33 protein-coding genes are annotated in these 25,522 nt (G+C 65.1%); 30 read left to right on the forward strand and 3 right to left on the reverse strand.

The genetic code is table 11. From position 1 onward, the window contains the following. Window positions 1-663 carry an O-methyltransferase gene (locus P1X14_RS01275; protein ID WP_277313487.1) on the forward strand — a complete coding sequence of 221 codons (663 nt, stop codon included), beginning with the start codon at window positions 1-3 and terminating at the stop codon, window positions 661-663. Here the strand turns inward: P1X14_RS01275 and P1X14_RS01280 are convergent. Beyond that, complete coding sequence (locus tag P1X14_RS01280; protein WP_277313488.1) at window positions 660-1,040, reverse strand: hypothetical protein; 381 nt, start codon at window positions 1,038-1,040, stop codon at window positions 660-662. The genes P1X14_RS01275 and P1X14_RS01280 overlap by 4 nt on opposite strands. 80 nt (window positions 1,041-1,120) lie before the next feature. Here P1X14_RS01280 and thiE point away from each other — a divergent pair, with 80 nt between their 5' ends. The 6 genes from thiE (at window position 1,121) to P1X14_RS01310 (ending at window position 5,319) form a co-directional block, all read left to right on the forward strand. Next, window positions 1,121-1,807, forward strand: coding sequence for a thiamine phosphate synthase (thiE, locus tag P1X14_RS01285; RefSeq protein ID WP_277313489.1), 687 nt, complete (start codon window positions 1,121-1,123; stop codon window positions 1,805-1,807). 63 nt (window positions 1,808-1,870) lie between these two features. After that, window positions 1,871-2,869 (forward strand): L,D-transpeptidase family protein, encoded by a 999-nt coding sequence (locus tag P1X14_RS01290; protein WP_277313490.1) that lies wholly within the window; start codon window positions 1,871-1,873, stop codon window positions 2,867-2,869. A 4-nt stretch (window positions 2,870-2,873) separates the two neighbouring features. Then, window positions 2,874-3,503 (forward strand): M23 family metallopeptidase, encoded by a 630-nt coding sequence (locus P1X14_RS01295; protein WP_277313491.1) that lies wholly within the window; start codon window positions 2,874-2,876, stop codon window positions 3,501-3,503. A 42-nt stretch (window positions 3,504-3,545) separates the two neighbouring features. Continuing rightward, window positions 3,546-4,109 carry an elongation factor P gene (efp, locus tag P1X14_RS01300; protein WP_277313492.1) on the forward strand — a complete coding sequence of 188 codons (564 nt, stop codon included), beginning with the start codon at window positions 3,546-3,548 and terminating at the stop codon, window positions 4,107-4,109. Beyond that, window positions 4,110-4,496, forward strand: a complete 387-nt coding sequence (locus P1X14_RS01305; RefSeq protein WP_277313493.1) for a hypothetical protein — start codon at window positions 4,110-4,112, stop codon at window positions 4,494-4,496. Between the two features lies 1 nt (window position 4,497). After that, a complete protein-coding gene (locus P1X14_RS01310; protein WP_277313494.1) occupies window positions 4,498-5,319 on the forward strand; it encodes an inositol monophosphatase family protein in 822 nt (273 codons plus the stop codon). Here P1X14_RS01310 and P1X14_RS01315 read toward each other — a convergent pair whose 3' ends face one another. Together P1X14_RS01315 and P1X14_RS01320 are read right to left on the reverse strand one after the other, a co-directional pair. Beyond that, on the reverse strand, window positions 5,320-6,249 hold the full coding sequence (locus P1X14_RS01315; protein WP_277313495.1) for an acyl-CoA thioester hydrolase/BAAT C-terminal domain-containing protein: 930 nt from the start codon (window positions 6,247-6,249) through the stop codon (window positions 5,320-5,322). A 130-nt stretch (window positions 6,250-6,379) separates the two neighbouring features. Then, window positions 6,380-7,978 carry a glycosyltransferase family 39 protein gene (locus P1X14_RS01320; RefSeq protein ID WP_277313615.1) on the reverse strand — a complete coding sequence of 533 codons (1,599 nt, stop codon included), beginning with the start codon at window positions 7,976-7,978 and terminating at the stop codon, window positions 6,380-6,382. A 78-nt stretch (window positions 7,979-8,056) separates the two neighbouring features. Here P1X14_RS01320 and P1X14_RS01325 point away from each other — a divergent pair, with 78 nt between their 5' ends. From P1X14_RS01325 to nuoL, 23 genes are all read left to right on the forward strand, one after another. Then, the gene (locus P1X14_RS01325) at window positions 8,057-9,313 is read left to right on the forward strand and encodes a hypothetical protein (protein ID WP_277313496.1); all 1,257 of its coding nucleotides are present in this window, start codon (window positions 8,057-8,059) and stop codon (window positions 9,311-9,313) included. Between the two features lie 60 nt (window positions 9,314-9,373). After that, entirely contained in the window at window positions 9,374-9,850 is a 477-nt protein-coding gene (locus tag P1X14_RS01330; RefSeq protein ID WP_277313497.1) for a hypothetical protein, read from the forward strand. 167 nt (window positions 9,851-10,017) lie between these two features. After that, the gene (gene ndhC / locus P1X14_RS01335; RefSeq protein WP_277313498.1) at window positions 10,018-10,404 is read left to right on the forward strand and encodes an NADH-quinone oxidoreductase subunit A; all 387 of its coding nucleotides are present in this window, start codon (window positions 10,018-10,020) and stop codon (window positions 10,402-10,404) included. Next, window positions 10,395-10,934 (forward strand): NADH-quinone oxidoreductase subunit B, encoded by a 540-nt coding sequence (locus P1X14_RS01340; protein WP_277313499.1) that lies wholly within the window; start codon window positions 10,395-10,397, stop codon window positions 10,932-10,934. The genes ndhC and P1X14_RS01340 overlap by 10 nt, the downstream gene beginning before the upstream one ends. A gap of 5 nt (window positions 10,935-10,939) precedes the next feature. Continuing rightward, window positions 10,940-11,788 carry an NADH-quinone oxidoreductase subunit C gene (locus P1X14_RS01345; protein WP_277313500.1) on the forward strand — a complete coding sequence of 283 codons (849 nt, stop codon included), beginning with the start codon at window positions 10,940-10,942 and terminating at the stop codon, window positions 11,786-11,788. After that, window positions 11,781-13,016 carry an NADH-quinone oxidoreductase subunit D gene (locus P1X14_RS01350; RefSeq protein WP_277313501.1) on the forward strand — a complete coding sequence of 412 codons (1,236 nt, stop codon included), beginning with the start codon at window positions 11,781-11,783 and terminating at the stop codon, window positions 13,014-13,016. The genes P1X14_RS01345 and P1X14_RS01350 overlap by 8 nt, the downstream gene beginning before the upstream one ends. After that, a complete protein-coding gene (locus P1X14_RS01355) occupies window positions 13,013-13,201 on the forward strand; it encodes a hypothetical protein (protein WP_277313502.1) in 189 nt (62 codons plus the stop codon). Before P1X14_RS01350 ends, P1X14_RS01355 begins: the two co-directional genes overlap by 4 nt. Beyond that, the gene (locus P1X14_RS01360; protein ID WP_277313503.1) at window positions 13,185-13,529 is read left to right on the forward strand and encodes a nuclear transport factor 2 family protein; all 345 of its coding nucleotides are present in this window, start codon (window positions 13,185-13,187) and stop codon (window positions 13,527-13,529) included. The genes P1X14_RS01355 and P1X14_RS01360 overlap by 17 nt, the downstream gene beginning before the upstream one ends. Then, window positions 13,526-13,738, forward strand: a complete 213-nt coding sequence (locus tag P1X14_RS01365) for a hypothetical protein (protein WP_277313504.1) — start codon at window positions 13,526-13,528, stop codon at window positions 13,736-13,738. Before P1X14_RS01360 ends, P1X14_RS01365 begins: the two co-directional genes overlap by 4 nt. Beyond that, the gene (locus tag P1X14_RS01370) at window positions 13,731-14,399 is read left to right on the forward strand and encodes an NAD(P)H-dependent oxidoreductase subunit E (protein WP_277313505.1); all 669 of its coding nucleotides are present in this window, start codon (window positions 13,731-13,733) and stop codon (window positions 14,397-14,399) included. Before P1X14_RS01365 ends, P1X14_RS01370 begins: the two co-directional genes overlap by 8 nt. Next, window positions 14,399-14,566 carry a hypothetical protein gene (locus tag P1X14_RS01375; RefSeq protein WP_277313506.1) on the forward strand — a complete coding sequence of 56 codons (168 nt, stop codon included), beginning with the start codon at window positions 14,399-14,401 and terminating at the stop codon, window positions 14,564-14,566. Before P1X14_RS01370 ends, P1X14_RS01375 begins: the two co-directional genes overlap by 1 nt. A gap of 94 nt (window positions 14,567-14,660) precedes the next feature. Then, on the forward strand, window positions 14,661-14,834 hold the full coding sequence (locus P1X14_RS01380) for a hypothetical protein (protein ID WP_277313507.1): 174 nt from the start codon (window positions 14,661-14,663) through the stop codon (window positions 14,832-14,834). Next, complete coding sequence (nuoF, locus tag P1X14_RS01385; protein WP_277313508.1) at window positions 14,831-16,138, forward strand: NADH-quinone oxidoreductase subunit NuoF; 1,308 nt, start codon at window positions 14,831-14,833, stop codon at window positions 16,136-16,138. The genes P1X14_RS01380 and nuoF overlap by 4 nt, the downstream gene beginning before the upstream one ends. Continuing rightward, entirely contained in the window at window positions 16,135-16,749 is a 615-nt protein-coding gene (locus P1X14_RS01390) for a hypothetical protein (RefSeq protein WP_277313509.1), read from the forward strand. Before nuoF ends, P1X14_RS01390 begins: the two co-directional genes overlap by 4 nt. Beyond that, window positions 16,749-17,330, forward strand: a complete 582-nt coding sequence (locus P1X14_RS01395) for a hypothetical protein (protein ID WP_277313510.1) — start codon at window positions 16,749-16,751, stop codon at window positions 17,328-17,330. Before P1X14_RS01390 ends, P1X14_RS01395 begins: the two co-directional genes overlap by 1 nt. A gap of 2 nt (window positions 17,331-17,332) precedes the next feature. Then, window positions 17,333-17,953: a hypothetical protein gene (locus P1X14_RS01400; protein WP_277313511.1), complete on the forward strand. Its 621-nt coding sequence runs from the start codon at window positions 17,333-17,335 to the stop codon at window positions 17,951-17,953. Further along, window positions 17,953-19,953 carry an NADH-quinone oxidoreductase subunit NuoG gene (gene nuoG / locus P1X14_RS01405; RefSeq protein ID WP_277313512.1) on the forward strand — a complete coding sequence of 667 codons (2,001 nt, stop codon included), beginning with the start codon at window positions 17,953-17,955 and terminating at the stop codon, window positions 19,951-19,953. The genes P1X14_RS01400 and nuoG overlap by 1 nt, the downstream gene beginning before the upstream one ends. A gap of 139 nt (window positions 19,954-20,092) precedes the next feature. Next, the gene (nuoH, locus tag P1X14_RS01410) at window positions 20,093-21,145 is read left to right on the forward strand and encodes an NADH-quinone oxidoreductase subunit NuoH (RefSeq protein ID WP_277313513.1); all 1,053 of its coding nucleotides are present in this window, start codon (window positions 20,093-20,095) and stop codon (window positions 21,143-21,145) included. Beyond that, window positions 21,142-21,966: a hypothetical protein gene (locus tag P1X14_RS01415; RefSeq protein ID WP_277313514.1), complete on the forward strand. Its 825-nt coding sequence runs from the start codon at window positions 21,142-21,144 to the stop codon at window positions 21,964-21,966. The genes nuoH and P1X14_RS01415 overlap by 4 nt, the downstream gene beginning before the upstream one ends. A gap of 58 nt (window positions 21,967-22,024) precedes the next feature. After that, entirely contained in the window at window positions 22,025-22,510 is a 486-nt protein-coding gene (gene nuoI, locus P1X14_RS01420; RefSeq protein WP_277313515.1) for an NADH-quinone oxidoreductase subunit NuoI, read from the forward strand. Window positions 22,511-22,542: 32 nt separating this feature from the next. Next, window positions 22,543-23,154 (forward strand): NADH-quinone oxidoreductase subunit J, encoded by a 612-nt coding sequence (locus tag P1X14_RS01425; protein WP_277313516.1) that lies wholly within the window; start codon window positions 22,543-22,545, stop codon window positions 23,152-23,154. Next, on the forward strand, window positions 23,151-23,456 hold the full coding sequence (gene nuoK, locus P1X14_RS01430) for an NADH-quinone oxidoreductase subunit NuoK (RefSeq protein WP_277313517.1): 306 nt from the start codon (window positions 23,151-23,153) through the stop codon (window positions 23,454-23,456). The genes P1X14_RS01425 and nuoK overlap by 4 nt, the downstream gene beginning before the upstream one ends. Further along, a complete protein-coding gene (gene nuoL, locus P1X14_RS01435; RefSeq protein ID WP_277313518.1) occupies window positions 23,456-25,522 on the forward strand; it encodes an NADH-quinone oxidoreductase subunit L in 2,067 nt (688 codons plus the stop codon). The genes nuoK and nuoL overlap by 1 nt, the downstream gene beginning before the upstream one ends.

Below are 25,522 nucleotides of genomic sequence, written 5' to 3' on the forward strand. Positions count from 1 at the left end.
ATGATGGACGAATGGACCGGCGTCGATGCCTATATCTGCGATCGCCTGCTCGGTAGCGATCCCGCGCTGGAAGCGGCGCTGAGGAACAACGAAGCGGCGGGACTACCCGCGATCGACGTCTCCGCGGCGCAGGGCAAGATGCTGATGCTGTTTGCGCGGATGGTGGGTGCGCGGCACATCCTCGAGGTGGGGACGCTGGGCGGCTACTCCACCATCTGGCTGGCGCGGGCATTGCCGGAGGACGGGCATCTGGTGACGCTGGAGATCGACCCCTACCATGCCGATGTCGCCCGCGCGAACATCGCCGCGGCGGGGGTGGCGGACAAGGCGGAGGTGCGGACCGGCCCCGCGGTCGAAAGCCTTGCCGCGCTTCAGGCCGAAGGCGGCGCACCGTTCGACTTCGTCTTCATCGATGCCGACAAGCCGAGCAACACCGCCTATCTCACGGCCGCGCTCGCCATGAGCCGGCCCGGCACGGTGATCGTACTCGACAATGTGGTGCGCGGCGGGGCGATCCTCGATCCCGGCAGCAGCGATCCTTCGGTGAGGGGCACGCAGGCGGCGTTCGAGATGCTCGCCGCCGAGCCGCGGATCGACGCGACCGTGATCCAGACCGTCGGTGCGAAAGGCTGGGACGGGTTCGTGCTGGCGCTGGTCCGCTAGAAGCCGCCGGCGAACGCGAAGGTGAAGCGATAGTCGCCGGGCTTTAGCGGCTGACCGTGCCGCGTGACCGGCGTCGCGTCGCGCAGGGTCAGCATGCCGTCGGCAACCGGGACGGGTTCGCCCAGCGTCAGCACCATCTCCTGCTTGCCCCGGCCGGTGCCGATCTCGGCGCGGATCACCAGCCGCCCGGCCCATATGCACGCCACATCGACCGGGCAGCGGCTGTCCTCGACAATCGCCAACGGGCGTACGGTCGGGCCGTCCACCCGAACCGTCTCACCGATCCGCGCCGGGCCTTCCGGAAGCGCCGGCGTGGCAGCGACCGTGGCGGCACAAGCGGTCAGGAAAGACAGTGGCAGGAGAAGGAGCGGCTTCATGACGCCAGTCTATCCGCAGCGAGTGAGATGCCGGATGAACGAAACTATCCCCGGCCTGCCCGACGCGGTAGGGGAGCGTCATGATCATCGATGAAGAAGACCCGCTGGGCCCGCTCGACCCCAAATTCGCCGAGCAGTTCGAACGCGACATGCGGCGGCCGCCTTGCCAGCTCTACCTGATCTCGCCGCTCGACGTGACCGGCGGGTTCGACGAGCGGCTGAAGCGCGCATTGGGTGCTGGCGAAGTCGCGGCGTTCCAGTTCCGCGTGAAGGATGTCGACCAGCACGAGGCCGCACGGCTGGGCGAGCCGCTGCAGCGTATCTGCGCCGATCATGACGTCGCCTTCGTCGTGAACGACAGCATCGCGCTGGCGAAGCGTCTTGGCGCGGATGGCGTGCATCTGGGGCAGGGCGACGGCGATCCGCGCGAGGCGCGATCAGTACTCGGTCCCTCGGCCCAGATCGGCGTGACCTGCCACGACAGCCGCCACCTGGCGATGGAAGCGGGCGAGGCGGGCGCGGATTATGTCGCGTTCGGCGCCTTTTTCCCGACCACCACCAAAGAGGTGCGGCACCATCCCGATCCCTCGATCCTGTCGTGGTGGACGACGATGTTCGAGATCCCCTGTGTCGCCATCGGCGGCATCACGCCTGCGAACGCGCCAGCACTGGTGAAGGCCGGCGCCGATTTCATCGCGGTGTCGAACGCCGTGTGGGGCGGGGACGAGGAGGCCGCGGTCAAGGCCTTTGCCGGAGTGCTCGGCTGACGCGGAAACAAGCGAGCGCTGTGTCGTTGTCCTAGTGATACGAAACAGCAGGAGCTTGAAAGCGTGCGCAAATTTCTCGGATTGGCAACCTGTCTCGCATTTGCCTCGCCCGGTCTTGCTCAGGCGCAGGCGGCGGGAACCCGGCCGCCGATCGATCTCGGTGTTCTCCACGCGCAGGTGATCCTCGATCATCTCGGTTTCGCGCCCGGCATTCTCGACGGGCGCGAAGGGCAGTCGCTTGTCGCGGCGCTGAAGGGATTTCAGGAAACCCGCGGCCTGCCCGAAACGGGCAAGCTCGACGCGCGCACGCTGCATGCGCTTCATCCCTATCGCGCGCTCCGTCCGGTCCGCCGGCTCACCCTTACCGAAGATGCGGTCGCGGGTCCGTTCGTGAACCCGCTGCCCAAGGATCCGGTCGAACAGGGCAAGCTCACCACGCTCGCCTATCGCGATCCGATGGAGAAGCTGGCGGAGATGTTCCACACCACGCCCGAGGTGCTGGCCGAACTCAATCCGCGGCTGGGCACCCCGAAACCGGGCGTGCAGATGATCTTTCCCAACGCGCTGCCCACCTCACGCGCTTATCCCGAAAGCCTCCGCCCCGACTGGCGGCAGACGCTGCATGACCTGAATGTCGACGCGAACCAGCCGCAGGGCGACCGGATCGTCGTCGACAAATCGGAACGCACGCTGCGCGTCTATTCGGGGGATCGCCTGGTGGCGCTGTTCAGCGCGACGATGGGCAGCGGCAAGGACCCGCTGCCGATCGGGCGTTGGAAGATCCAGGGCGCCGACTATAATCCCAAATTCCATTACAACCCGGAGCTGTTCTGGGACGTGAGCGACCACAAGCCCAAGGTGCTGCTGCCGCCGGGACCCAATGGCCCGGTCGGCGTGCTGTGGCTCGATCTGAACAAGCCGCATTACGGCATCCACGGCACGCCCGAACCGCAGACCATCGGCCGGGCGGAAAGCCATGGCTGTATCCGCCTGACCAACTGGGACGTCGCGCGCCTGTCGCTGATGGTGAAGCCCGGCGTACCGGCGGTGTTTCAGGAGTGACGCGATGAGCTTCGGCACCTGGATTGCGGGCGGGGTCGCCGGCGGGCTGGTGATGCTGGCCGGTTCGATGGTGCGGGTCGTGCCGCCCGAGCCGGACTCTGCTGCGACGCCTGCGCACCCGGTCCAGCGGCTCGAGGCACCGGTTACTGCCGCACCCGAAGGAAAGCCGGTCGCGTCGCGGGAGCATCCGTTGCTGACGGTACCGGTTCAAGGCGTCTCGCGATCCGCATTGTACGACAGCTGGGGCCAATCGCGTGCAGCCGGCGCGCGGGCGCATCAGGGCATCGACATCATGGCGCCAGGCGGCACGCCGGTGATCGCGGCGGCGAACGGCACCGTGGAGAAGCTGTACTTCTCGAACGGCGGTGGCGGGATCACCCTCTATGTCCGCTCGCCTGACCGGCTGTGGAGCTATTATTACGCACATCTTCAGGGTTATGCGCCGGACCTCCACGAGGGTCAGCCGGTGCATGAAGGCGATTTGCTCGCCTATGTCGGCGATACCGGCAATGCCGGGACCGGCAATTACCATCTTCATTTCGGCGTGGCGCGGATGCAGCCGGGCGACGGGTGGTGGAAGGGCCAGCCGGTCAATCCCTATCCCATGCTTGCGGGAGAGGCCGCCCGTCGCTAAAGGCCCGCCTTCGCTCTTTCTCAAGCTCTATAGGTCTCGATCATGAAGATCAGCGGCGTGGACATCCGTCCCGGCAACATCATCGAATATGAAGGCGGCATCTGGCGTGCGGTCAAGATCCAGCACACCCAGCCCGGCAAGGGCGGCGCCTATATGCAGGTCGAGATGAAGAACCTGCGCGACGGCCGCAAGAACAATGTCCGCTTCCGCTCGGCGGAAACGGTCGAGCGCGTCCGCCTCGACACCAAGGACTTCCAGTTCCTGTTCGCCGAGGGCGACACGCTGACTTTCATGGACAAGGAAACCTACGACCAGACCACGCTGCCGCGCGACCTGCTGGGCGATGCGGCTGCCTTCCTGCAGGACGGCATGGACGTGGTGATGGAGCTGTACGACGAGGAAGCGATCTCGGTGCAGCTGCCCGATACGATCGAGGCCACCATCGTCGAGGCCGACGCCGTGGTGAAGGGCCAGACGGCATCGTCGAGCTACAAGCCCGCGATCCTCGACAATGGCGTGCGCATCATGGTGCCGCCGCACATCGCATCGGGCACCCGCATCGTGGTCGACGTGTACGAGCAGACCTACGTCAAGCGGGCGGACTAAGTGGGCTACGAGGACGATCCTCGGTTCTCTTCCCATTATCTCGAGGGCAGCTGGGTGCTGGGTCTCGATGTGGGGGAGAACCGGATCGTCTTCGATCTTGATGCGGTTCTGACGCCCGAACATCCGGAATACCGGCCTGCCGAACCCGGCGAGCAGCACTGCTATCTACGTTCGAAATTGATTTTCGAGGGCGTCGCTGATCTGGATTACCGCGCGAGCGGTCGTCCGCCAGCCCATGATGCCTCGGACGAACCTGACTACGGTCATATCGACGCGATGAATGTCGAGGGCCAGGATCGCTTCACGCTGGAGGGTGACTGGGGCGAACTCAGCTTTACGGCAGGCAGCGCCCGAATCGTGGCGCTCGCCGCTGAACTGGAGAATTGAAGTGGTTTCCCATTCCGGCCTTCTCACCGTCATGGAGCGCGCTGCCCGCAAGGCCGCGCCGCGCCTGCGCCGCGACTTCAACGAGGTCCAACACCTGCAGGTGAGCCGCAAGGGGCCGGCCGACTTCGTCAGCCTGGCCGACAAGCGTGCCGAGGAAACGCTGGTCGAGGAACTGCGCAAGGCGCGGCCCGACTGGGGCTTCCTGCTGGAGGAAGGCGGCGTGATCGAGGGCGATCCGAACAAGCCGCGCTGGATCATCGATCCGCTCGACGGCACCACCAACTTTCTCCACGGCATCCCGCATGTCGCGATCTCGATCGCAGTCGAGGAGCCGATCGGCGCCGGGGGCAAGCCGGAGATCACCACCGGCTTGATCTATCAGCCGCTGACCGACGAGAGCTTCTGGGCCGAGAAGGGCCGCGGCGCATGGTTGCAGGACCAGCGCCTGCGCGTGTCGGCGCGCCGCCATCTCGACGAAGCGCTGATCGCCACCGGCATTCCGTTCCTGGGCCATGGCAATTTCGCACAGTGGAGCCGCATCTTCGGTGCGGTCGCGCCTGAAGTGGCGGGCATCCGCCGGCTCGGCTCGGCGGCGCTCGATCTGGCATGGGTCGCGGCGGGCCGTTTCGACGGCTTCTGGGAAAGCGATCTCCAGCCGTGGGATGTGGCGGCAGGCATGCTGCTGATCCGGGAAGCGGGCGGCTTCGTCACCGATTTCCGCGGGCAGGATCTGGCGCGCGAGCGCAACCAGTATCTCGCCGCGAACGACGTGTTGCATTCGAAGCTGCACAAGCTCGTGGCAGGCGCGCTCCGCAACGCCTGATCAGGGCGTCAGCGCTCCGGCGAGGAACGCGACGACCTTTGGCCATGAGTCCGCCCGCGCCTGTGCATTGGCTGCGGGCGTGCCGCCACCGCGGGGATCCTCGCGCGGGTCCGCCGATCCGCCGGCCAGATCGTGGCCCGCCTGCGGATAGATCAGCGTCTCGGTCTTCAGCCCCCTGGCATTCCGGGTCGCGGCGATGTTTCGCGACATGCGGCCCGAGTTCCACAGATGATCCCGGTCTCCCGCGATCAGCATCAGCGGCCCGCGATAATTCTCGATCGGGATGCGCGCGGCGGTTTCGCGGCCGGGATGATCGGCACGGCCATTCTCATGGATCGCGCGCAGGTCTGCAGCGGGACCCTTTTGCAGGCCCTCGACGAACCCGCGATAGGGCATGAAGGGCAGGGGCTTGCCGTCGAACGAGAAGGACGAGCGGGTGCCCTCGGCCTCCAGCGTCTCCAGGCCCCAGCCTTCCCACACCAGATCCGACGGCGCATAGGCGACCACCGCATCGATCCACGGATAGTGGCTCGCGGCGATCAGCGCGAATTCCGATCCCTTGGAGCCCGCGAACAGGGCGAACCGCTCGACATCGACGCCGGGCATCCCGGCCAGCGTGGTGCGCAGGCGGGCGAGCTGGTCCACGCGAATGTCGATGAAGCTACCCGGCAGGTCGGGATATTCGGGCGGCGGGCCATAGCTGCCCCAGTTCGGCGAGTAGTAAGGCAGGCTGATCGCCGCATAGCCCATCTGCGCCAGGATCGGTCCGAAGCGCTTGCCCGCGCCGTCGCCACCCTCCGCACCCGCAAGGATCACCACTACCGGACGCTTCTTCTCCCCGGCCAGCCGGTAGAGCTTCGCGTGAGGGAATCCGGCGATATCGGCCGTCTCCACCGCGTCCGCGGGTGCGGGCGCCGCTGGGGGCGGCACGGAGGCTGGAGCGATGGCGGGAAGGGTCAGGGCAAGCGAACAGGCAAGCAGGGCGCGCATCGTCTTCGTCACTCCGGCAATTCGAAGTGGTGTGTTATGATAATAATGCACCTGCCGCAATATGCGGCGTTCAGCGCAGCGCGGTCTTCATCTTGCCGACATTCACCGATCCCGAATTCTCGCGGATCAGCGCCAGGTTCGGCTCGACCTGCAGGTTGCGGCGCGCGATCAGCACGCTGCCCTTGCCCGAGGCGAAGCCCCATTCGGTGAAGGTATAGCCATCGCCCTTGGCCGCGCCCCACAGCACGCGGCTGTGCGGATAGGCGTAGCGGTCCAGTTCGGCGGCGGACACCACGCCGCTGGCGCCGATCTCGTCGAGGATCTTGCGCGCCGCGCCGGGCGTCTGTGCGGTCAGCGTATAGCCCCGGCCCATGAAGTCGCTGGTCGAAAGCCATTGCGAGGCACGGCTGATCCACACGCGCTTCTCGCCATTATCTGCATGCGCAGCCGCGGCGATCAGCGCGCCTTCGCCGCCCGCGCGTCCGTCGACCAGCCACAACCCGCCTTCGCGCGCCATGGTGCGGCCGAGTGCCGGAGCGCCGATATCGGGCTTGGCGGGCAGGACCCAGAGCGCGGCTATGGCAGGCGCAATAGCGGCGAGCGCCGCCACCGGCGTCGCGAAGCGGGCATGGCGGTGCAGCCGCCACAGGTTGAGCAGGCCGAGGCCCATCAGCACGGTCAGCCAGGGAAGGAGCGGGGTGACGTAGCGCGGCTCGAGCGCGGCGGGGACCGCAGCCTGAAAGATCAGGGTCGCGGCGGCCACCGCGATCGACAGGCGCGCGACCCGCATCTCGCGGGCGTCGCCGGGACGGAAGGCCGAGACCATCCCGCCGATGGCGAGTGCGATCCCGACCAGTCCGAAATTGGCGAGCAGCGCGGTACCGTTCGCGCTCAGCGACAGGCCCGCATATTCGAGGCCCGGGGCATAGTTGAACCCGCCTGCGGAGATCTTGAACGAGAACCAGTACCACGGCGCGACCAGCGCCACGGTGATCAGCGCGGCGACCCACAGAGCGGGCTGCTTCAACAGCCTCCAGCGGTCAGTGAGTGCGATATCGATGGCAGGCACCAGCGCGATCAGCGCGCCGTTGCCTTTGGTCAGCGGCGCGGCTGCGGCGAAGACCGCGAACAGCAGGAAGCGGGTCCAGCCCGGTTTGTCCGATGCGTTCGCCCACAGGATCGCCGCGACCGCGACAACCAGCGCGACCGGCTGGTCGAGCAGCAGGTAGCGCGCACCATCGACCACCAGCGGCAGGAAGACATAGGTCAGCGCCAGAATCAGCCCGATCGCGCGATGCCCGATCCGGTCGAACGCCCAGACGATGGCCCCCGAAGGCAGTCCTGCGACGAACGCCGCGATCAGCAGTGCGCCATATGGCGAAGGCCGCAGCACCGCGAAGATCGGCGCTTCCAGCAGATACCATCCCGGCGGCCAATGGCCGATCGAGAGGCGCGGGAAGTGCGCGTAATAATCCTGCGCGAACGCCATGGGCGAAGGGAAGCCCGCCCGGATCCAGTCGCCGATGAAGAGCGCGTTGACATAATGCCCGCCCTCGTCGGGATTGATCAGGCTCTCCGAAAGACCGCCGCTCAGCGAGGCGAGGATGAGCGAGAGCAACCCGAAAACGGCTGCTGCGACGACGGGGAAGGGAAGGCGGCGGACGAGCATCTGCACGATAGTGACGGCAAGGGCTTAGGAAATCGTGGATTTCGGCTAGAAATGATTCGAACGGGCAGAGGAGGGGTGATGAAGCGGATCGCAACGAGTGTCGCCGCCGCGCTGATGCTTCAGGCTTGCGCGACGAATCCGCCGATGACCTCGACGCCCGCTGCCGCGCCACCCCATTCCAGCAGCACCGCACGCCAGCAGATTTCGGAAGCGCTCGAATCGGGCGATCGCGCACAGGTGACCCGGGGTGTGATCGACCTCGCGGCGATGGGCGGCGCGCTTTCCGATGCCAGTTTCGATCGCGTCACGCCGCTGCTCGATCCCGCCACGCTCGGCGATCCCCGCGCATGGTACGGGTTGCAGCCGTCCGCCGGGCTCGCGCAGTTGCGGAGCAGGTTTCACGATAATGCCCTGGTCGAGATGCCACCCGCCGCGGATCTGGTGGCAACGGTGCCTGCCGAGTACCGGCTGGTCGAAGGCATCGCATGGGACGCTGCGCGCAAGAGGCTGTTCGTCAGTACCGTGATCGATGGCCGTCTCGCCTATCTCGAGAATGGCGCGTGGCACGAGGTCCAGATCGCATCGCCGCGTGGTGGGCTGTTCGGCATGTCGGTGGATAGGAAGCGCCGGCTGTTATGGATTGCCACCGGCGTGCTCGATCAGGTGGCGGTGACTGGTGAGCGGATGACGGGATTGATTGCGGTCGATCTCGATACGCTGAAGGTGGTTCGCCGCGTTCCCGTCACCGATCCCAAGCCCGGAATGGTCGGTGACCTTACAGTAGCCCCAGACGGCACGGTGTTCGCCAGCAACAGCGTGTCGGGCGCGATCCATCGCTGCAGGCCCGGCTGCACCGAACTGGAAGCGCTGGTGCCCGCCGGGCGCTTCAACAGCCCGCAGGGTCTGGCGCTCTCCCCGAGGGGCGACCGGCTGTACGTTGCCGACTATGATTCGGGGCTGTGGATGGTCGACACCACAACCGGCGCCGTTTCGCCCTTTCGCGTTGCCCAGCCCATCATGCTCGATGGCATCGACGGTCTGATAGCGGCACAAACTGGCGGCGCATTGATCGCGATCCAGAATGGCACGCGTCCGCGGCGCATCCTCAAACTCTATCCTTCGTCGCACCGCGGACCGGATACGCAGGTTACCGTGCTTCGCAGGCTTTCGCCCGAAGGGCCGGAACCGACGCTCGGCACGCTGGTAGGCGGTTACCTCTATTATGTCGGCGATGCGCAGTGGGAGCGGTACGGACCCGCCGGCGCGATCAAGGATGGCCAGCCCGCGCGGGGCACGCCGATCTACCGGATCGCCGTGACCAATATCGCCACCTGAGTGCTTGCCCGTTCGCGCAACTAAGCTATCGTGCCGCGCAAAGGTGTAAGGGGAATTGTCATGAAGTGGTTGATTGCGCTCGCATTTGCGTCGGTCGTTCCGGTCGCGGCCCAGGCCCAGGTCAAGGAAATGCCGATGGAGACCGTCGGCGCATGGAAGGTCAGCGGCAAGGGCGGCGACTGTCTGGTCGGGTTCATGACGCCGCAGGGCATGCTGATGATCGCTTCGCCCGCCACCACCGGCGAGAATCAGGGCGGCATGATGATCGCCAAGCCCGGCCTGACCGTGGCCGACGGCCCGGGTCAGCCGCTGCAGCTCTCGGGTCCGCCGACCATGGCCGGCGAGCGTCGCGCGATCGGTTATAGCGATATGCCGGGCTATTGGCTGTCGTTCCCTGCCGCGACCACCATCGATGCATTTCCGGACAGCTGGCGCTTCAAGGTGACCAAGGATGGCGCCACCGTCGTCGACCTGAATGTCACCGGTTTTGTGGCTGCCCGCGCTGCGCTGCGCCGCTGCGTTCAGCAGACCAGCTAAAGCGCTTTTCGGCTTTTGCGATCCGTGCCGCGCGACGATGCGGCACGGATCGTTTTGGGCTGCGTATCTGCACTCCAATTGCGAGTCATTCTCACTCCCCGAGGCGTTGCTTCGCGGGGCAGGGAGTCCTAAAGCCCACGTCAGATTCCGCACTCGCGAGATGAGCTTTGATCGATCTAATCGAATATCTGCCGATCCTGCTGTTCCTCGGCGTCGCGATCGTGCTTTCCAGCGCGTTCGTCTTTCTGCCGATGGCCGTCAGCCGCCTGACCGGCTCGCACAAGCCGACGCCCGAGAAGCTGACTGAATATGAGTGCGGTTTCCCCGCGTTCGAGGACAGCCGCAGCCAGTTCGACGTTCGCTTCTATCTCGTCGCGATCCTCTTCATCATCTTCGATCTCGAAGCCGCCTTCCTGTTTCCGTGGGCGGTCACGGTGTTCAAGCTGGGCGCTTCGGCCAGCTGGGTCGCCTGGACCTCGATGATGATCTTCATTGCCGAGCTGGCGCTCGGTCTCGTCTACGCCTGGAAAGTGGGAGCCCTGGATTGGGAGTAGATCTTACGCAGGCGCCGCCGCCGGGAACCCTCCCGGACGTCGCGTTCCTGAACGACATCAATGCCGAGCTGGGTGACAAGGGCTTCCTGGTCACTTCGACCGAGGAGCTGTTCCAGTGGGCGCGTACCGGCTCGCTGTGGTGGATGACCTTCGGCCTGGCGTGCTGCGCGGTGGAGATGATCCACGTCAACATGCCGCGCTACGACATGGAGCGTTTCGGCGCCGCCCCGCGCGCGTCTCCGCGCCAGTCGGACGTGATGATTGTGGCCGGCACGCTGTGCAACAAGATGGCCCCGGCGCTGCGTCGCGTGTACGACCAGATGTCCGAGCCCAAGTACGTGATCTCGATGGGATCGTGCGCGAACGGCGGCGGCTATTACCATTACAGCTACAGCGTCGTGCGCGGCTGCGACCGGATCGTGCCCGTGGACATCTATGTTCCCGGCTGCCCGCCGACCGCCGAGGCGCTGCTGTACGGCATCATGCAGCTCCAGCGTAAGATCCGCCGCACCGGGACGATCGAACGGTGAGCGTGGTGAAGACCTCTGCTCCCCGTTACGCCTCGAACGAGGGCGTGATCGACGCGGCCAAGGCTGCGCTCGGTGATATGCTGATCGAGGCGACCGATCTGGTCGGCGAGGTGAACCTGACGGTCGAGCGTACGCGCCTGATCGAGGCGATGATCGCGCTGCGCGACACCAAGGGCCTCGAATATCAGCAGTGCATGGAGATCGCCGGGGTCGACTATCTCGACCGGGCCGATCGGTTCGACGTCTGCTACATGCTGCTCTCGCTCACCCGGAACCACCGGCTGCGCGTGCGCGTGACCACCGACGAGGTGAAGCCGGTGCCGTCGGTGACGGGCATCTGGCCGGTCGCGGGCTGGCTCGAGCGCGAAGTGTACGACATGTACGGCGTGCTGTTCTCGGGCAACACCGATCTGCGCCGCATCCTGACCGATTACGGTTTCCAGGGGCATCCGCAGCGCAAGGACTTCCCGCTGACCGGCTATGTCGAGCTGCGCTATTCGGAAGAAGCCAAGCGCGTGGTCTATGAGCCGGTCCAGCTGGCACAGGACTTCCGCAATTTCGACTTCATGAGCCCGTGGGAAGGGGCGGAATATATCCTCCCCGGCGACGAGAAGTACGTCGCGCCCACACCGCCGGCACCGCCGCCCGCGCCGCCTGCAGCAGCTCCCGCCAAGGCCGAGCCTGCGCCCAAGGTGACCAAACCGCGCGCGAAGACGCCCAAGACCAGCGACGGCCCGGCCGATACCGGTATCGGCAAGGCGAGTCCGCATGCAGGCCCCAAGCCGGCCGATCCGGATGTGGTGAAGACGCCGCGCAAGCCGCGTGCGAAGAAGGCAGGGCCGGACAATGGCTGAGTATCTGGACGAACTGGAAGGCGTCACCGACGCCGGCAAGCCGGAAGCCGGCGATGTCGAAATCAAGAACTACACGATCAATTTCGGCCCGCAGCATCCCGCGGCGCACGGCGTGCTGCGCCTCGTCATGGAGCTGGATGGCGAAATCGTCGAGCGGCTCGACCCGCATGTCGGTCTGCTCCATCGCGGCACCGAGAAGCTGATCGAGTACAAGACCTATTCGCAGGCGCTGCCTTACTTCGATCGCCTCGACTATTGCTCGCCGCTGGGCATGGAGCACAGCTATGTGCTGGCGGTCGAGAAGCTGCTCGATCTCGAAGTGCCGCTGCGAGCGCAATATCTGCGCGTGTTCTTCGCCGAGCTGACCCGCATCTGCAATCACATGCTGAATCTCGGTTCGCACGTGATGGACGTCGGCGCGATGACGCCGAACCTGTGGATGTTCGAGATCCGCGAGGATTGCCTGAACTTCTTCGAGCGCGTGTCGGGCGCGCGCATGCACTCCAACTATTTCCGCGTCGGCGGCGTCCATCAGGATGCGCCGGTCAAGCTGCTGGCCGATATCGGCGACTGGCTCGACACGCGTCTGCCCAAGCTGTTCGGCGATGCGATCAGCCTGGTTGCCGAGAACCGCATCTTCAAGCAGCGCAATGTCGATATCGCGGTGGTGAGCCGCGAGGACGCGATCAAATGGGGCTTTTCCGGCCCGATGATCCGCGGCGCGGGCATCCCCTGGGATATCCGCAAGTCGCAGCCCTATGACGTGTACGACCGGATGGATTTCGAGATCCCCGTCGGCACCCGCGGCGATTGCTATGACCGGTTCATGGTTCGCGTCGAGGAAGTCTATCAGTCCGCGCGCATCATGAAGCAGTGCCTGGCCGAAATGCCCGAAGGCCCGATCATGACGCTCGACCGCAAGGTCGGCCCGCCCAAGCGCGGCGAGATGAAACAGTCGATGGAAGCGCTGATCCATCACTTCAAGCTGTATTCGGAAGGCTATCACGTTCCCGCGGGCGAGGTTTACGTGGCCACCGAAAGCCCGAAGGGCGAGTTCGGCGTCTATCTGGTCAGCGACGGCAGCAACAAGCCGTACCGCTGCAAGATCCGCCCGACCGCGTTCAGCCACCTCCAGGCGATGGACTTCATGTCGCGCGGCCACATGCTGGCGGACACGACGGCCATTCTGGGTGCGCTCGATATCGTATTCGGGGAGTGCGACCGGTGAAGTGGCTCATGCTCCTTTCTGCCATCGTCATTGTCGCGGTTACGACTTTCTATCTGCTCGAACTAACTGGCATGGAAGTCTTTGCCGCCCTGCCTTTCGTGGCGGGTTGCTGGCTGATCGTGTTGGTTCAGCGGCTTGAGCGGAAAGATAGTGAAGCAGGCATGCGGAGTGCGACCGGTGAGTGATCGCATCGCCCTGATCGACACGCTGATGGCGCATTACAACGCGCTCGATGCGGACGCCTATGCCGAGATGTTCGCCGAGGGCGGCAGCGAAGCCATGTATCGCGGCGACGTGGTGCGTGAAGGCCGCGAAGGCGTGCGTTCGGGCATGAAGGCGGTGTTCGCTGAATTCCCCGAGAACCGCGCCGACGTGCTCCAGAAATTCCAGCTGGGCGACCGCGTCGTGCTGCACGAGCGGGTTTACCGCTCCAGCACCGCCGAGCCGTTCGACGTGATGACCGTCTATTCGTTCGACGGCGATCTGGTTGAGCGGGTGGAGTTCATCCGGTGAAGACGCTGGTCTCCTTCATGGGCCATTTCGCTGGCCAGTTGCTCGCGGTGCCGCTGGTGGTGCTGGCGTTCGTGCTGCTGAGCGAGATGTCCTACGGCGCTATCCTCGCGATGGCTGTCGCCTATGTCCTGTTGCTTGGCTTTTTCGGGATGCGCGTGCTGCGCAGGAAAGCGAAGCCGAGCGTGACGAACGAGATTGTGAATGGCTGAGAAACCCCCTCTCGAAGATACCCCCGAACTGCGCGCTCGCTGGGGCGGGTTTGCGTGGAATGCGGCAAATGTCGCCAAGACGCAGGAAATCTTGTCGCGCTATCCGGCTGGCCGTCAGCAGTCGTGCACGATCCCGTTCCTAGATCTGGCCCAGCGTCAGGTCGGTGCGGAGACCGATACGCAGGGCTGGCTGCCGATCCCGGTGATCGAGTTCGTCGCGCGCGAACTCTCGCTGCCGGTGATCCGCGTGCTCGAGGTCGCCAGCTTCTACACGATGTTCAATCTGCACCCGGTGGGCAAGTTCCACGTCCAGGTGTGCGGCACGACGCCGTGCATGCTGCGCGGGTCGGACGATGTGATGGCAGCGTGCAAGGCGCGCGGCATGAAGAAGGGCCACACCACCGAGGACGGCATGTTCACGCTGACCGAGGTCGAGTGCATGGGCAATTGCTCGTCCGCGCCGATGGTCCAGATCAACGACGATAATTTCGAGGATCTGGATTATGATCGCACCATCGCGATCCTCGATGCGCTGGCGAAGGGCGAAAGCCCCAAGGCCGGAACGCAGGAACCGGGCCGGCACACGGTAGAGCCGGTCGGCGGCGCGACCACGCTGAAGGAAATGGTGAGCGCCAATCACGATTACCGGGGAGAATGGTAATGAGCGGCGACAACAAGAACCTGATCGTCACGATCCTCGCCATCATCGGCGGCCTCGTCGTGCTGGGCTGGGTGCTGCGCGTGACCTTCGCGCTGCTCGGGCCGCTGCTGCTGATCGGCCTCGCAGTCGCGGTCTACCTGATCTTCTTCAAGGACAAGGGACGATGAACGGCGCCGTCTGGTTCGCGCTGATCGCGGTGTTCATGGGATCGTTCGTGGCGATTTACGCGTCCACGCAGGCGAAGAAGAAGGGGGGCGGCGAATGACGTCGAAGCCCGTCAAGCTTGGCGTGCCGGTTGTGGGCGTCATCTTCCTCGCGCTGGCCTGCCTCAAATTCTTCCAGGGTGATGCCTGGGTGGTCTGGGCCATTCTGGGCTTCCTGTTCGGCGGCTTCGGCATCTTCAACCTGAACCGGTCGGAAGGGAACCAGGCGTGAGCCTCGCTGACAAGGATCGCATCTTCACCAATCTGTACGGCTTCCAGTCCTGGGGACTGAAGGCCGCGATGAAGCGTGGCGACTGGGACAAGACCAAGGCGCTGATGCAGCTCGGTCAGGATCCGATCATCGACAAGGTCAAGGCGTCCGGCCTGCGCGGCCGCGGCGGGGCAGGGTTCCCCACCGGCATGAAGTGGAGCTTCATGCCCAAGGAACCGCGCCCGGACCGTCCCAACTTCCTCGTCATCAATGCCGACGAGTCAGAGCCGGGTTCGTGCAAGGACCGCGAGATCATCCGCCACGATCCGCACAAGCTGATCGAAGGCGCGCTGATCGCCGGCTTCGCGATGCGTGCACGTGCTGCGTACATCTACATTCGCGGCGAATATATCCGCGAGGCCGAGACGCTGCAGGCTGCGGTCTACGAAGCCTATGAAGCCGGCCTGATCGGCAAGAATGCGTGCAAGTCGGGCTATGACTTCGACGTCGTCGTCCATCGCGGCGCGGGCGCCTATATCTGCGGCGAAGAGACCGCGATGCTCGAAAGCCTCGAGGGCAAGAAGGGCCAGCCGCGCCTGAAGCCGCCATTCCCGGCAGGCGCCGGCCTCTATGGCTGCCCGACCACGGTCAACAATGTGGAATCGATCGCGGTCGTCCCGACGATCCTGCGCCGCTCGCCCGAATGGTTCGCCAGCTTCGGCGCCGAGGGCAATCGCGGGACCAAGCTGTTCCAGATCAGCGGTCACGTCGACAAGCCGTGCGTGGTCGAGGAAGAGATGAGCATTCCCTTCCGCGAGCTGATCGAAAAGCATTGCGGCGGCATTCGCGGCGGCTGGGACAATCTGCTCGCGGTGATCCCGGGCGGCTCGTCGGTGCCGCTGGTGCCTGCGGCCGAGATCATCGACTGCCCGATGGACTTCGACGGCCTGAAGAAGGTCGGATCGGGCCTGGGCACCGCCGCGATCATCGTGATGGACAAGTCCACCGATATCGTCCGCGCGATCAGCCGGATCAGTTATTTCTACAAGCATGAGAGTTGCGGCCAGTGCACCCCGTGCCGTGAAGGTACGGGCTGGATGTGGCGTGTCATGGAACGTCTGCGCACCGGCGATGCCGATGTCAGCGAGATCGACACGCTCCACCAGGTTACCAAGCAGGTGGAAGGGCACACGATCTGCGCGCTGGGCGATGCCGCCGCCTGGCCGATCCAGGGCCTGATCCGCCATTTCCGACCTGAGCTGGAACGCCGCATTGCCGAACGCAATGGCGGTGGCGACGCTCCCATGATGGAGGCTGCAGAATGATTGCTCTTCTCGCTTCTCTGGCGCTGATGACCGCGCCGCAACAGGGGAACCGTGTTCCCGTCGCCACCGAAAGCGCCGTGGAATCGACCCAGGCGTTCGTCGCCTGCGCCGCGAACGACCTGACTCTGGTGCAGGGGCTGTTCGGCGCCATGCCCGGCACGTCGGGCGAGAGCGATGCGATCGCTGCGCTGCTCAGCAAGGGTTGCCGCACCATGGGCGATTTCGCGGTCGATCCGGCCACGGTTCGCGGCTCGATGGCCGAGGCGTTGTTCGAGCGCGACTACGGCACGCTCGATGGCGCAGCGCGTCCGGGCAAGGTTTCGATGTTCACCATGCCGATGCCGGGCAGCTATCAGTCTCTCTATCCGCGCACCCGTTACGCGATCGGCATGCTCGCTTATGGCGATTGCATCGTTCAGGCCGCACCGAAGGAGTCGGTCGCGATGATGCTGACCGCGCCAGGTTCGTCGAATGAGCGGACCGCCTTCAGCGCACTGGCACCGGTCATGGGCGAATGCCTCAACGATGGCGACAAGATCACCTTCACCCGCACCCAGCTGCGCGGCGTGATCGCAGAGGCCGCCTATCGCAAGGCGTCCGGTTCGAAGTGATGAAGCCGCTCGCCCTTCTTATCGCCGCTGTGCCGCTCGGTCTGCTTGCGCAGCCCGCCGCGGCGCAGGGGGTCTCGACCTCGGCCTACCGCACGACGCTCGACTATGCGAGCTGTGCGGTCGGCAAGGACGCGGCTGCCGCCAAGGCGCTGCTGGCGACCGTGCCGGGCAGTGCCGAGGCGCGCGCCGCCGCGGCCAAGGTCACCGCGCTTGGCTGTGACGGCAAGCCGAATGACGAGGGGTTGCGCGGTGCCGTGGCCGAGAAGCTGTATCTCGCCACCTATGCCACCCCGCCGGCCGAAGCGACGGGCGAGCCCGCCGCCTTCACCGGCAGCGGCGTCAGGGACCTCGCTTATTACGACATCGCCCGCTGCGTCGCGACCCGCGACCCGCTGGGTGCCGATATGCTGATCCGCTCGGATCTGCGTTCGGAAGCGGAGAAGGCGGCACTGAAGCGGATCATGCCGGTGCTCGGCGGCTGCGTGCCGTCGGGATTCCAGCTCGGCCTCGACCGCGAGAAGCTGCGCGGGATGGTGGCAGAGGGCCTGTACAATATCCGCGGCGCGGCGGGGACGAACTGACGATGCGTCTCGTTCCGATCCTTGCCGTTGCCGCCATCGGCCTCGCCACGCTTCCGGCGCAGGCGCAGGACGCAAGTCCCGACCGCACCTATCGCATGGTGCAGGACGTCGCGCGCTGCTTCGTGCGCGGCGAACCGGCCAAGGCACGCGCGCTGCTGGCGATGGAGCCTGAGACGGCTGAGACCAACGCCATGTTCCAGGCGGCGATCACGCGGCGCAGCGGTTGTATGGGCGTCAGCGGCAAGCTGCGGATGAAGCAGGCGTCGTTCCGCGGCGCGGTCGCCGAGCGCCTCTATCTCGACACCTATTCCGAGCCGCTGGCGGATCGCCCCGCTTCCGAGGCGCCATTCACCGGCAGCGGCAATTCGCGGCTGGCCAGCTATGACGTCACGCGTTGCGTCGCCGCGCGCGATCCGTCCGGTGCCGACCGCTTCGTCCGTTCGCAGCTCCGCTCGCCCGAGGAAAAGGCGGCGTTGACCCGCATCGTCCCGGTGATCGCGGGCTGCACCCCCAACGGCGCACAGATCGGTTTCGATCGCGCCATGCTCCACGGTCTTCTCGCCGAAGCCCTGTTCAAGTCTCGCAGCGGAAGCGCTGCGCCTGCCCAAGCGGGAACCCAGTAATGCCCAAGCTAACTGTCGACGGAATCGAAGTGGAGGTGCCCGCAGGGGCCACCGTGCTCCAGGCCTGCGAGGCCGCGGGCAAGGAGATTCCGCGCTTCTGCTACCATGAGCGCCTCTCGATCGCCGGCAATTGCCGCATGTGCCTGGTCGAAGTGAAGCCGGGACCGCCCAAGCCCCAGGCCTCATGCGCGCTGCCCGCTGGCGAAGGTCAGGAAATCCGCACCGACAGTGCGATGGTGAAGGCCGCGCGCGAAGGCGTGATGGAGTTCCTGCTGATCAACCACCCGCTCGATTGCCCGATCTGCGATCAGGGCGGCGAATGCGACCTGCAGGACCAGTCGGTCGCCTATGGCCGCGGCCATTCGCGCTACACCGAGAACAAGCGCGCGGTGACCGAGAAGTACATGGGTCCCATCGTCAAGACGGTGATGACCCGTTGCATCCAGTGCACCCGCTGCGTGCGCTTCGCCGAGGAAGTGGCGGGCGTGGAGGAAATCGGCGCGATCTATCGCGGCGAGGACATGCAGATCACCTCGTATCTCGAACAGGCCGTGACCAGCGAGCTTTCGGGCAATGTCGTCGACCTGTGCCCGGTCGGCGCGCTGACCTCGAAGCCCTATGCGTTCGAAGCGCGCCCGTGGGAGCTCAAGAAGACGCTCGCCATCGACGTGACCGACGCGGTCGGCACCAATATCCGCCTCGACAGCCGCGGCCGCGCCGTGCTGCGCGCGCTTCCGCGCATCAACGAGGACGTCAACGAGGAATGGGCGCACGACAAGACGCGCCACCATGTCGATGGTCTGTCGCGCCGCCGCCTCGACAAGCCCTATGTCCGCAAGGGCGGCAAGCTTATCGAAGCGACCTGGGACGAAGCGTTCGCCGAGATCGCCAAGGCCGCCAAGACCGCCGGCTCCAGCGTCGCGGCCATTGCCGGCGATCTGCTCGATTGCGAGACGATGTTCGCGGCCAAGGCGCTGCTCAAGTCGCTCGGCTCGGACCTGCTCGAAGGCCGCCAGACCGGCATGGCCTATGACACCAGCAATCTGGGCGCCGTGGCGTTCAACTCGACCATCGCCGGCGTCGAGGATGCCGACGCGATCCTGCTGGTGGGCACCAATCTGCGCTGGGAAGCGCCGCTGGTGAACACCCGCGTGCGCAAGGCCTTCAAGAAGGGTGCGAAGGTCTTCGCCATCGGCCCCGAGACCGACCTGACCTATCCGGTCGAATGGCTCGGCAACGATCTCGGCCTGCTCGCCAAGCTGCCGGCTCAGGCCGCACAGGCAATCGACGAAGCCAAGAAGCCGCTGCTGATCGTCGGCCCCGGCGCGCTGAAGGACGGCCATGGCCCGACGCTGGCGATGGCCGGCGGCTTCATGCGTGACGGCTGGAACGGCTATAACGTCGTCCATATCGCCGCGGCGCGGATGGGCGGGCTGATGCTCGGCTATGCGCAGAAGGGCGGCATCGCCGACGTGGTTGCGGCTGCACCGAAGCTGACCTTCTTCCTGGGCGCCGACGAAGTCGACTTCTCGGCGTTCGGGGGCAGCTTCAAGGTCTATATCGGCCATCATGGCGATACCGGCGCGCATCACGCGGACGTGATCCTGCCGGGCGCGACCTATGCCGAGAAGCCGGGCACCTATGTGAACCTCGAAGGCCGCGTCCAGCGTGGCGACCGTGCCGTCTACGCCCCGGGCGATGCCCGTGAGGACTGGACTATCCTGCGTGCGCTGTCGGACAAGCTCGGCCACACCCTGCCGTTCGACACGCTCGACGAGCTGCGCGCCGCGATGGCCGCGGACGTGCCGGCGCTGGGGCAGGAGGGTCTGGTCAGCTACGACTGGGCGCCGCCCAAGCTGGCTGCCAAGGCGAAGGGCGAACTCGCCTATCCGATGAAGGACTTCTACCTCACCAACGCCATCTGCCGGGCCAGCCCGACGATGCAGCGCTGCTCGGCCGAACTGATCCACGGCGAAGATTTCGCGGAGGCCGCGGAGTGATGACTTATGTCCAACTACCTCTTCGAAATCCTCGGGTTTCTTATGCCCTCCTCATGGAAGGCGTGGGCGCTGTTCATGACCGTCATTCTGTGCTTGGCGGCGCTAGTGTTGATTGCTTCGAGCTGATGGAGTGCGCGCGATGACCGCCTTCTTCCAATGGCTCGGCCTGCCGTTCGAGGCGGCGTGGTTCATCGCTACCATCGCGGGCATCCTGCTGATCGCGCTGCCGCTGATGCTGGCCGTCGCGATGATCATCTATGCCGATCGCAAGATCTGGGCGGCGATGGCGCTGCGCCGCGGCCCGAACGTGGTGGGTCCGCTGGGCCTGCTCCAGTCGTTCGCGGACGGCCTGAAGGTGTTCCTGCAGGAAACGATCATCCCGTCGAGCGCCAACAAGGTGCTGTTCCTGATGGCGCCGATCATCACCTTCACGGTCGCGCTGATCGTGTGGGCGGTGATCCCGTTCCAAGCGGGCGTGGTCCTGTCGAACATCAATGTCGGCCTGCTCTACATTCTCGCGGCCTCGTCGCTGGGCGTGTACGGCATCATCCTGGCGGGCTGGGCGTCGAACTCGAAATACCCGTTCTACTCGGCGATCCGTGCCGCGGCGCAGATGGTCAGCTATGAAGTTTCGATCGGCTTCGTCCTGATCGCCGTCGTGCTGTGGGCCGGCAGCTTCAACCTCTCGACCATCGTCGATGCGCAGCAGGGCCATGTGCTGAGCTTCCTCAACGGCTTCGGCTTCAACCCGCTGCTGTTCCCGATGGCGGTGGTGTTCTTCATCTCGTCGCTCGCCGAGACCCAGCGCGCGCCGTTCGACCTGACCGAAGCGGAGAGCGAGCTCGTCGCCGGCTATCAGACCGAATATTCGTCGATGGCCTTCGCGCTCTATTGGCTGGGCGAGTACGCCAACGTCATCCTGATGTGCGCGCTGAACGCGATCCTGTTCTGGGGCGGCTATCTGCCCCCGATCGACTGGGCGCCGCTCTATTACGTGCCGGGCATCATCTGGCTTTTCGCGAAGATCCTGTTCTTCTTCTTCTGCTTCAGCTGGGTGAAGGCCACCGTCCCGCGCTACCGTTACGACCAGCTGATGCGGCTGGGCTGGAAGATCTTCCTGCCGCTGTCGCTGACCTTCGTGTTCCTGGTGTCGGGCTGGCTGATGATCCAGCGCGTGGGGATGCCCTGGTGAGCTTGCCGCTCCTCCTTCTTGCGCTGTCCGCGCAGTCCGCACCGGCGGGCGCCCAGCAATGCGGCATGATCGCTGCAACGGGCGATCCCGTGGTGTTCGGTATTGCGACGTCAGGGCCGCAGGCAACGCTGGTCCCGACGAGCGGAACCGCGTGGCCGAGCGCTAAGATCGTTACGCCCCGCACGCAGTCAGGGGCGAGCGAAACGGTCGTGATCGGATCTGGATCCGAGCGGCTTGCGCTCGAGTTGGGTCCGATACAGGACGGCATGCGCTCGGCGACACTCTTTCAGACCAATGCCACGCTCAAGGGCCTTCCGGTCGCGGTTGGCTATTGCGTCGAAGATGACGCCAAGGATACCTCCGGGGCGCGTACCGCAACGGTAGCTGATGCGACCTCTCCAGCCTTTGCTTACGACCGCTGGATGCAGAAGTGCCTGGCGATCACCAGCGAAGGCAAGCGGGTGGTGATCGATCCCCGTTATGCAGCGGCTTCGGGATCGGGTGATCTTACGATCAGTTTTCAGGCCCCGGGCTATGATCTCTGGAGTGCGCCGACATCGCCGGTCGTGTTGCGGGATACGGGCACCCGAAAGATTGCGAGAGATCTGGATCTGACGACGGACGCGTTCGCGCCGGCGCGCGGCAAGACGGGCCCACGCGGCACGCGAGTCATGTACACCCAGATGACGGGCAAGGAGTCTGCGATCCTGTCATCCGTGTTCGAATTTTCCGATCTTTCCAGTCCGGCGGCAACCGGCGCTCGCGCGCTGTGCAATGCGAATGGTGTGGTCCGTACCCAATTTACGCCGGTAGGTGGATGACGATGGCACGGACCCCCTTGATGCGCCAGGCGCAACCCAATTTCCCGAGAGCAAGCCAATGAGCATCGCCCAGACCATCCGTTCCTTCACGCTGTGGGAGTTCGTCAAGGCGCATGCGCTGACCTTGCAGTACTTCTTCAAGCCCAAGGCGACGATCAACTATCCTTACGAGAAGAACCCGATCTCGCCCCGCTTCCGCGGCGAGCATGCGCTGCGCCGTTATCCCAATGGCGAAGAGCGCTGCATCGCGTGCAAGCTGTGCGAGGCGATCTGTCCGGCGCTGGCGATCACCATCGAGGCCGAGCCGCGCGACGACGGCAGCCGCCGCACCACGCGCTATGATATCGACATGACCAAGTGCATCTATTGCGGGCTGTGCCAGGAGGCATGCCCGGTGGACGCCATCGTCGAGGGACCGAATTTCGAATTCGCGACCGAGACGCGTGAGGAACTGATCTACGACAAGTCGAAACTGCTCGCCAACGGCGACCGCTGGGAACGCGCCATCGCCGCGAACCTTGCCGCCGATGCACCGTATCGTTAAGCGCACCGCAGCTTCAGGGGCCCATTGATTCCGTGATCCAGATCCTAGCCTTTTACCTGTTCGCCATCGTGGTCGTCGCGTCCGCGGCGATGACGATCCTGGCGCGCAATCCGGTGCATTCGGTGCTCTGGCTGATCCTGGCGTTCTTCAACGCCGCAGGGCTGATGGTGCTCGCGGGTGCCGAGTTCATCGCGATGCTGCTCGTCATCGTTTATGTCGGCGCGGTCGCGGTGCTGTTCCTGTTCGTCGTGATGATGCTCGACATCGATTTCGCCGAACTGCGCGCGGGCGTGATGCGCTATGCCGCAGTCGGTCTGGCGCTGGCGATCGCGCTGGCTGCCGAGATCGTGATCGCGGTGGGCGCGTGGCAGGCGGGCGGCATCCAGCTCGGCCGCCGCATCGCGCCGGTCGATGGCGCCAAGCCGAACATCGAGGCGCTCGGCGAGCTGCTCTACACCCGTTACCTGTTCGTCTTCGAAGCTGCCGGGTTCGTCCTGCTGGTCGCCATGATCGGCGCCATCGTGCTGACCCACCGCAAGCGCGGTGACGTGCACAAGCAGAACATCAACCGCCAGATCAATCGCCGCCAGAAGGATGCGACCCGCAACATGAAACCGCCGGTTGGGCAGGGGGTCGAGCTGTGATCGGCATCACCCATTATCTCGTCGTTTCGGCGATCCTCTTCACGCTGGGCGTGCTGGGCATCTTCATGAACCGCAAGAACCTGATCATCATCCTGATGGCGATCGAGCTGATCCTGCTGAGCGTGAACCTGAACCTCGTCGCCTTCTCGGCGGCGCTGAACGACATGGTCGGTCAGGTGTTCGCGATGTTCGTGCTGACCGTCGCTGCCGGTGAGGCCGCGATCGGTCTCGCCATCCTCGTCATCTATTTCCGTGGCCGCGGCACGATCGCAGTCGACGACGTCAATCGGATGAAGGGCTGATGTCGACGATCCATTTCATCGTACTCCTGCCGCTGATCGCGGCAGCAGTGGGCGGCCTTTCGAACAAGGCATTCGGTTTCGCATTTCCGAAGCTGGTGACGACGGGCGCGCTGTTCGTTGCGTGCGCGCTCTCCTGGACCATCTTCATCAAATATCTGGGTGGCGGCGAGGCGGCGATCGCGCCGGGCTTCACCTGGATCCTGTCGGGCGCGATGGATGTGCAGTGGGAACTGCGCGTCGATGCGCTGACCGCGGTCATGCTGGTGGTGATCACCAGCGTCTCGGCGCTCGTCCACCTCTATAGCTGGGGCTATATGAGCGAGGACCCGGATCAGCCGCGCTTCTTCGCCTATCTCAGCCTGTTCACCTTCGCGATGCTGATGCTCGTGACCGCGAACAATCTGGTCCAGATGTTCTTCGGCTGGGAAGGCGTGGGTCTCGCCAGCTATCTGCTGATCGGCTTCTGGTTCAAGAAGCCCAGCGCCAACGCGGCCGCGATCAAGGCGTTCGTGGTGAACCGTGTCGGCGATCTCGGCTTCATGCTCGGCATCTTCGGCACCTTCCTGGTGTTCGGCACCATCTCGATCCCCGAGATCCTGGCCGCCGCGCCGGGCATGGCGGGTTCGACCATCGGCTTCCTTGGCGTTCGCTGGGATACGATGACGATCCTGTGCCTGCTGCTGTTCGTCGGCGCGATGGGCAAGTCGGCGCAGCTCGGCCTGCACACCTGGTTGCCGGACGCGATGGAAGGCCCGACCCCGGTGTCGGCGCTGATCCACGCTGCGACGATGGTCACCGCCGGCGTGTTCATGGTCTGCCGCCTGTCGCCGATGTTCGAAACCAGCGAAGTCGCGCAGCATGTCGTCACCTTCGTCGGTGCCGCGACCTGCCTGTTCGCCGCCACGGTCGGCATGACGCAGACCGACATCAAGCGCGTGATCGCCTATTCGACCTGTTCGCAGCTGGGCTACATGTTCTTCGCGGCAGGCGTCGGCGCGTACGGCGCGGCGATGTTCCACCTGTTCACGCACGCCTTCTTCAAGGCTCTGCTGTTCCTCGGCGCCGGTTCGGTGATCCACGCGATGCACCACGAGCAGGACATGCGCTACTATGGCGGCCTGCGTAAGCACATCCCGATCACCTACTGGACGATGATGGCGGGCACGCTCGCGATCACCGGCCTGGGCATCCCCGCGGTGTTCGGCAACCATCTCGCCATCGGTTTCGCCGGCTTCCACTCGAAGGACGCGATCATCGAAGCGGCCTGGGCGGCTGGCTATCCGGCCGCCTTCTGGGTCGGCGTTGGCGTTGCGCTGATCACCAGCTTCTACAGCTGGCGCCTGATCTTCCTGACCTTCTACGGCAAGCCCCGCTGGGAGCAGTCCGAGCATATCCAGCATGCCGTGCATGACGCGCATGGCCATGGCGATGCGCACCACGATGATCATGCCCATGGTCATGACGATCACGCCCACGCGCATGACTCGCACGGTGACGGGACGGCCGGCTATCACCCGCATGAAAGCCCGCTGGTGATGCTGATCCCGCTGCTGGTGCTGACCGTCGGCGCAGTCGCCGCGGGCTTCGTCTTCCACGGCTTCTTCATTGAGGCAGAGGAGGGGGCGCACTTCTGGAACGGCGCGCTCGCGTTCGACACCCATCTGATGCACGCGATGCACGAGGTGCCGACGCTGGTGAAGCTTTCCGCCACCATCGCCATGGTCAGCGGCCTGCTGATCGGCTGGTATGCCTACATCCGCAACCCGGGCTTCCCGGCGCGCTTCGTCGAGCAGTTCAAGCCGGTCTACCAGTTCCTGCTCAACAAATGGTATTTCGACGAGCTCTACAACTTCCTGTTCGTGAAGCCTGCCTTCGCGATCGGGCGGTTCCTTTGGAAGAAGGGCGACGAGGGCACGATCGATCGGTTCGGCCCCAACGGCCTCGCCCGGCTGGTCCAGCTCGGCAGCGCCGGCGCGGTCCGCCTGCAATCGGGATATGTATACAGCTATGCGTTCGTCATGTTGATCGGCCTCACTGCGGCGATCACCTGGTTCATGGTGGGTTGA

It is taken from the genome of Sphingomonas sp. AOB5 (assembly GCF_029433115.1).
In the GTDB taxonomy this organism is placed as follows: Bacteria; Pseudomonadota; Alphaproteobacteria; order Sphingomonadales; family Sphingomonadaceae; genus Sphingomonas.

Bases quoted from the DNA above. Each gene is read 5' to 3' on its own strand.
- P1X14_RS01325 (WP_277313496.1), top strand. From the start codon at position 8,057: ATGAAGCGGATCGCAACGAGTGTCGCCGCCGCGCTGATGCTTCAGGCT.
- P1X14_RS01375 (WP_277313506.1), top strand. From the start codon at position 14,399: ATGAGCGGCGACAACAAGAACCTGATCGTCACGATCCTCGCCATCATC.
- P1X14_RS01330 (WP_277313497.1), top strand. From the start codon at position 9,374: ATGAAGTGGTTGATTGCGCTCGCATTTGCGTCGGTCGTTCCGGTCGCG.
- P1X14_RS01275 (WP_277313487.1), top strand. From the start codon at position 1: ATGATGGACGAATGGACCGGCGTCGATGCCTATATCTGCGATCGCCTG.
- P1X14_RS01380 (WP_277313507.1), top strand. From the start codon at position 14,661: ATGACGTCGAAGCCCGTCAAGCTTGGCGTGCCGGTTGTGGGCGTCATC.
- P1X14_RS01390 (WP_277313509.1), top strand. From the start codon at position 16,135: ATGATTGCTCTTCTCGCTTCTCTGGCGCTGATGACCGCGCCGCAACAG.
- P1X14_RS01400 (WP_277313511.1), top strand. From the start codon at position 17,333: ATGCGTCTCGTTCCGATCCTTGCCGTTGCCGCCATCGGCCTCGCCACG.
- P1X14_RS01370 (WP_277313505.1), top strand. From the start codon at position 13,731: ATGGCTGAGAAACCCCCTCTCGAAGATACCCCCGAACTGCGCGCTCGC.
- P1X14_RS01350 (WP_277313501.1), top strand. From the start codon at position 11,781: ATGGCTGAGTATCTGGACGAACTGGAAGGCGTCACCGACGCCGGCAAG.
- P1X14_RS01320 (WP_277313615.1), bottom strand. From the start codon at position 7,978: ATGCTCGTCCGCCGCCTTCCCTTCCCCGTCGTCGCAGCAGCCGTTTTC.
- efp (WP_277313492.1), top strand. From the start codon at position 3,546: ATGAAGATCAGCGGCGTGGACATCCGTCCCGGCAACATCATCGAATAT.
- nuoL (WP_277313518.1), top strand. From the start codon at position 23,456: ATGTCGACGATCCATTTCATCGTACTCCTGCCGCTGATCGCGGCAGCA.
- nuoI (WP_277313515.1), top strand. From the start codon at position 22,025: ATGAGCATCGCCCAGACCATCCGTTCCTTCACGCTGTGGGAGTTCGTC.
- P1X14_RS01395 (WP_277313510.1), top strand. From the start codon at position 16,749: ATGAAGCCGCTCGCCCTTCTTATCGCCGCTGTGCCGCTCGGTCTGCTT.
- P1X14_RS01295 (WP_277313491.1), top strand. From the start codon at position 2,874: ATGAGCTTCGGCACCTGGATTGCGGGCGGGGTCGCCGGCGGGCTGGTG.
- nuoH (WP_277313513.1), top strand. From the start codon at position 20,093: ATGACCGCCTTCTTCCAATGGCTCGGCCTGCCGTTCGAGGCGGCGTGG.
- P1X14_RS01280 (WP_277313488.1), bottom strand. From the start codon at position 1,040: ATGAAGCCGCTCCTTCTCCTGCCACTGTCTTTCCTGACCGCTTGTGCC.
- nuoG (WP_277313512.1), top strand. From the start codon at position 17,953: ATGCCCAAGCTAACTGTCGACGGAATCGAAGTGGAGGTGCCCGCAGGG.
- thiE (WP_277313489.1), top strand. From the start codon at position 1,121: ATGATCATCGATGAAGAAGACCCGCTGGGCCCGCTCGACCCCAAATTC.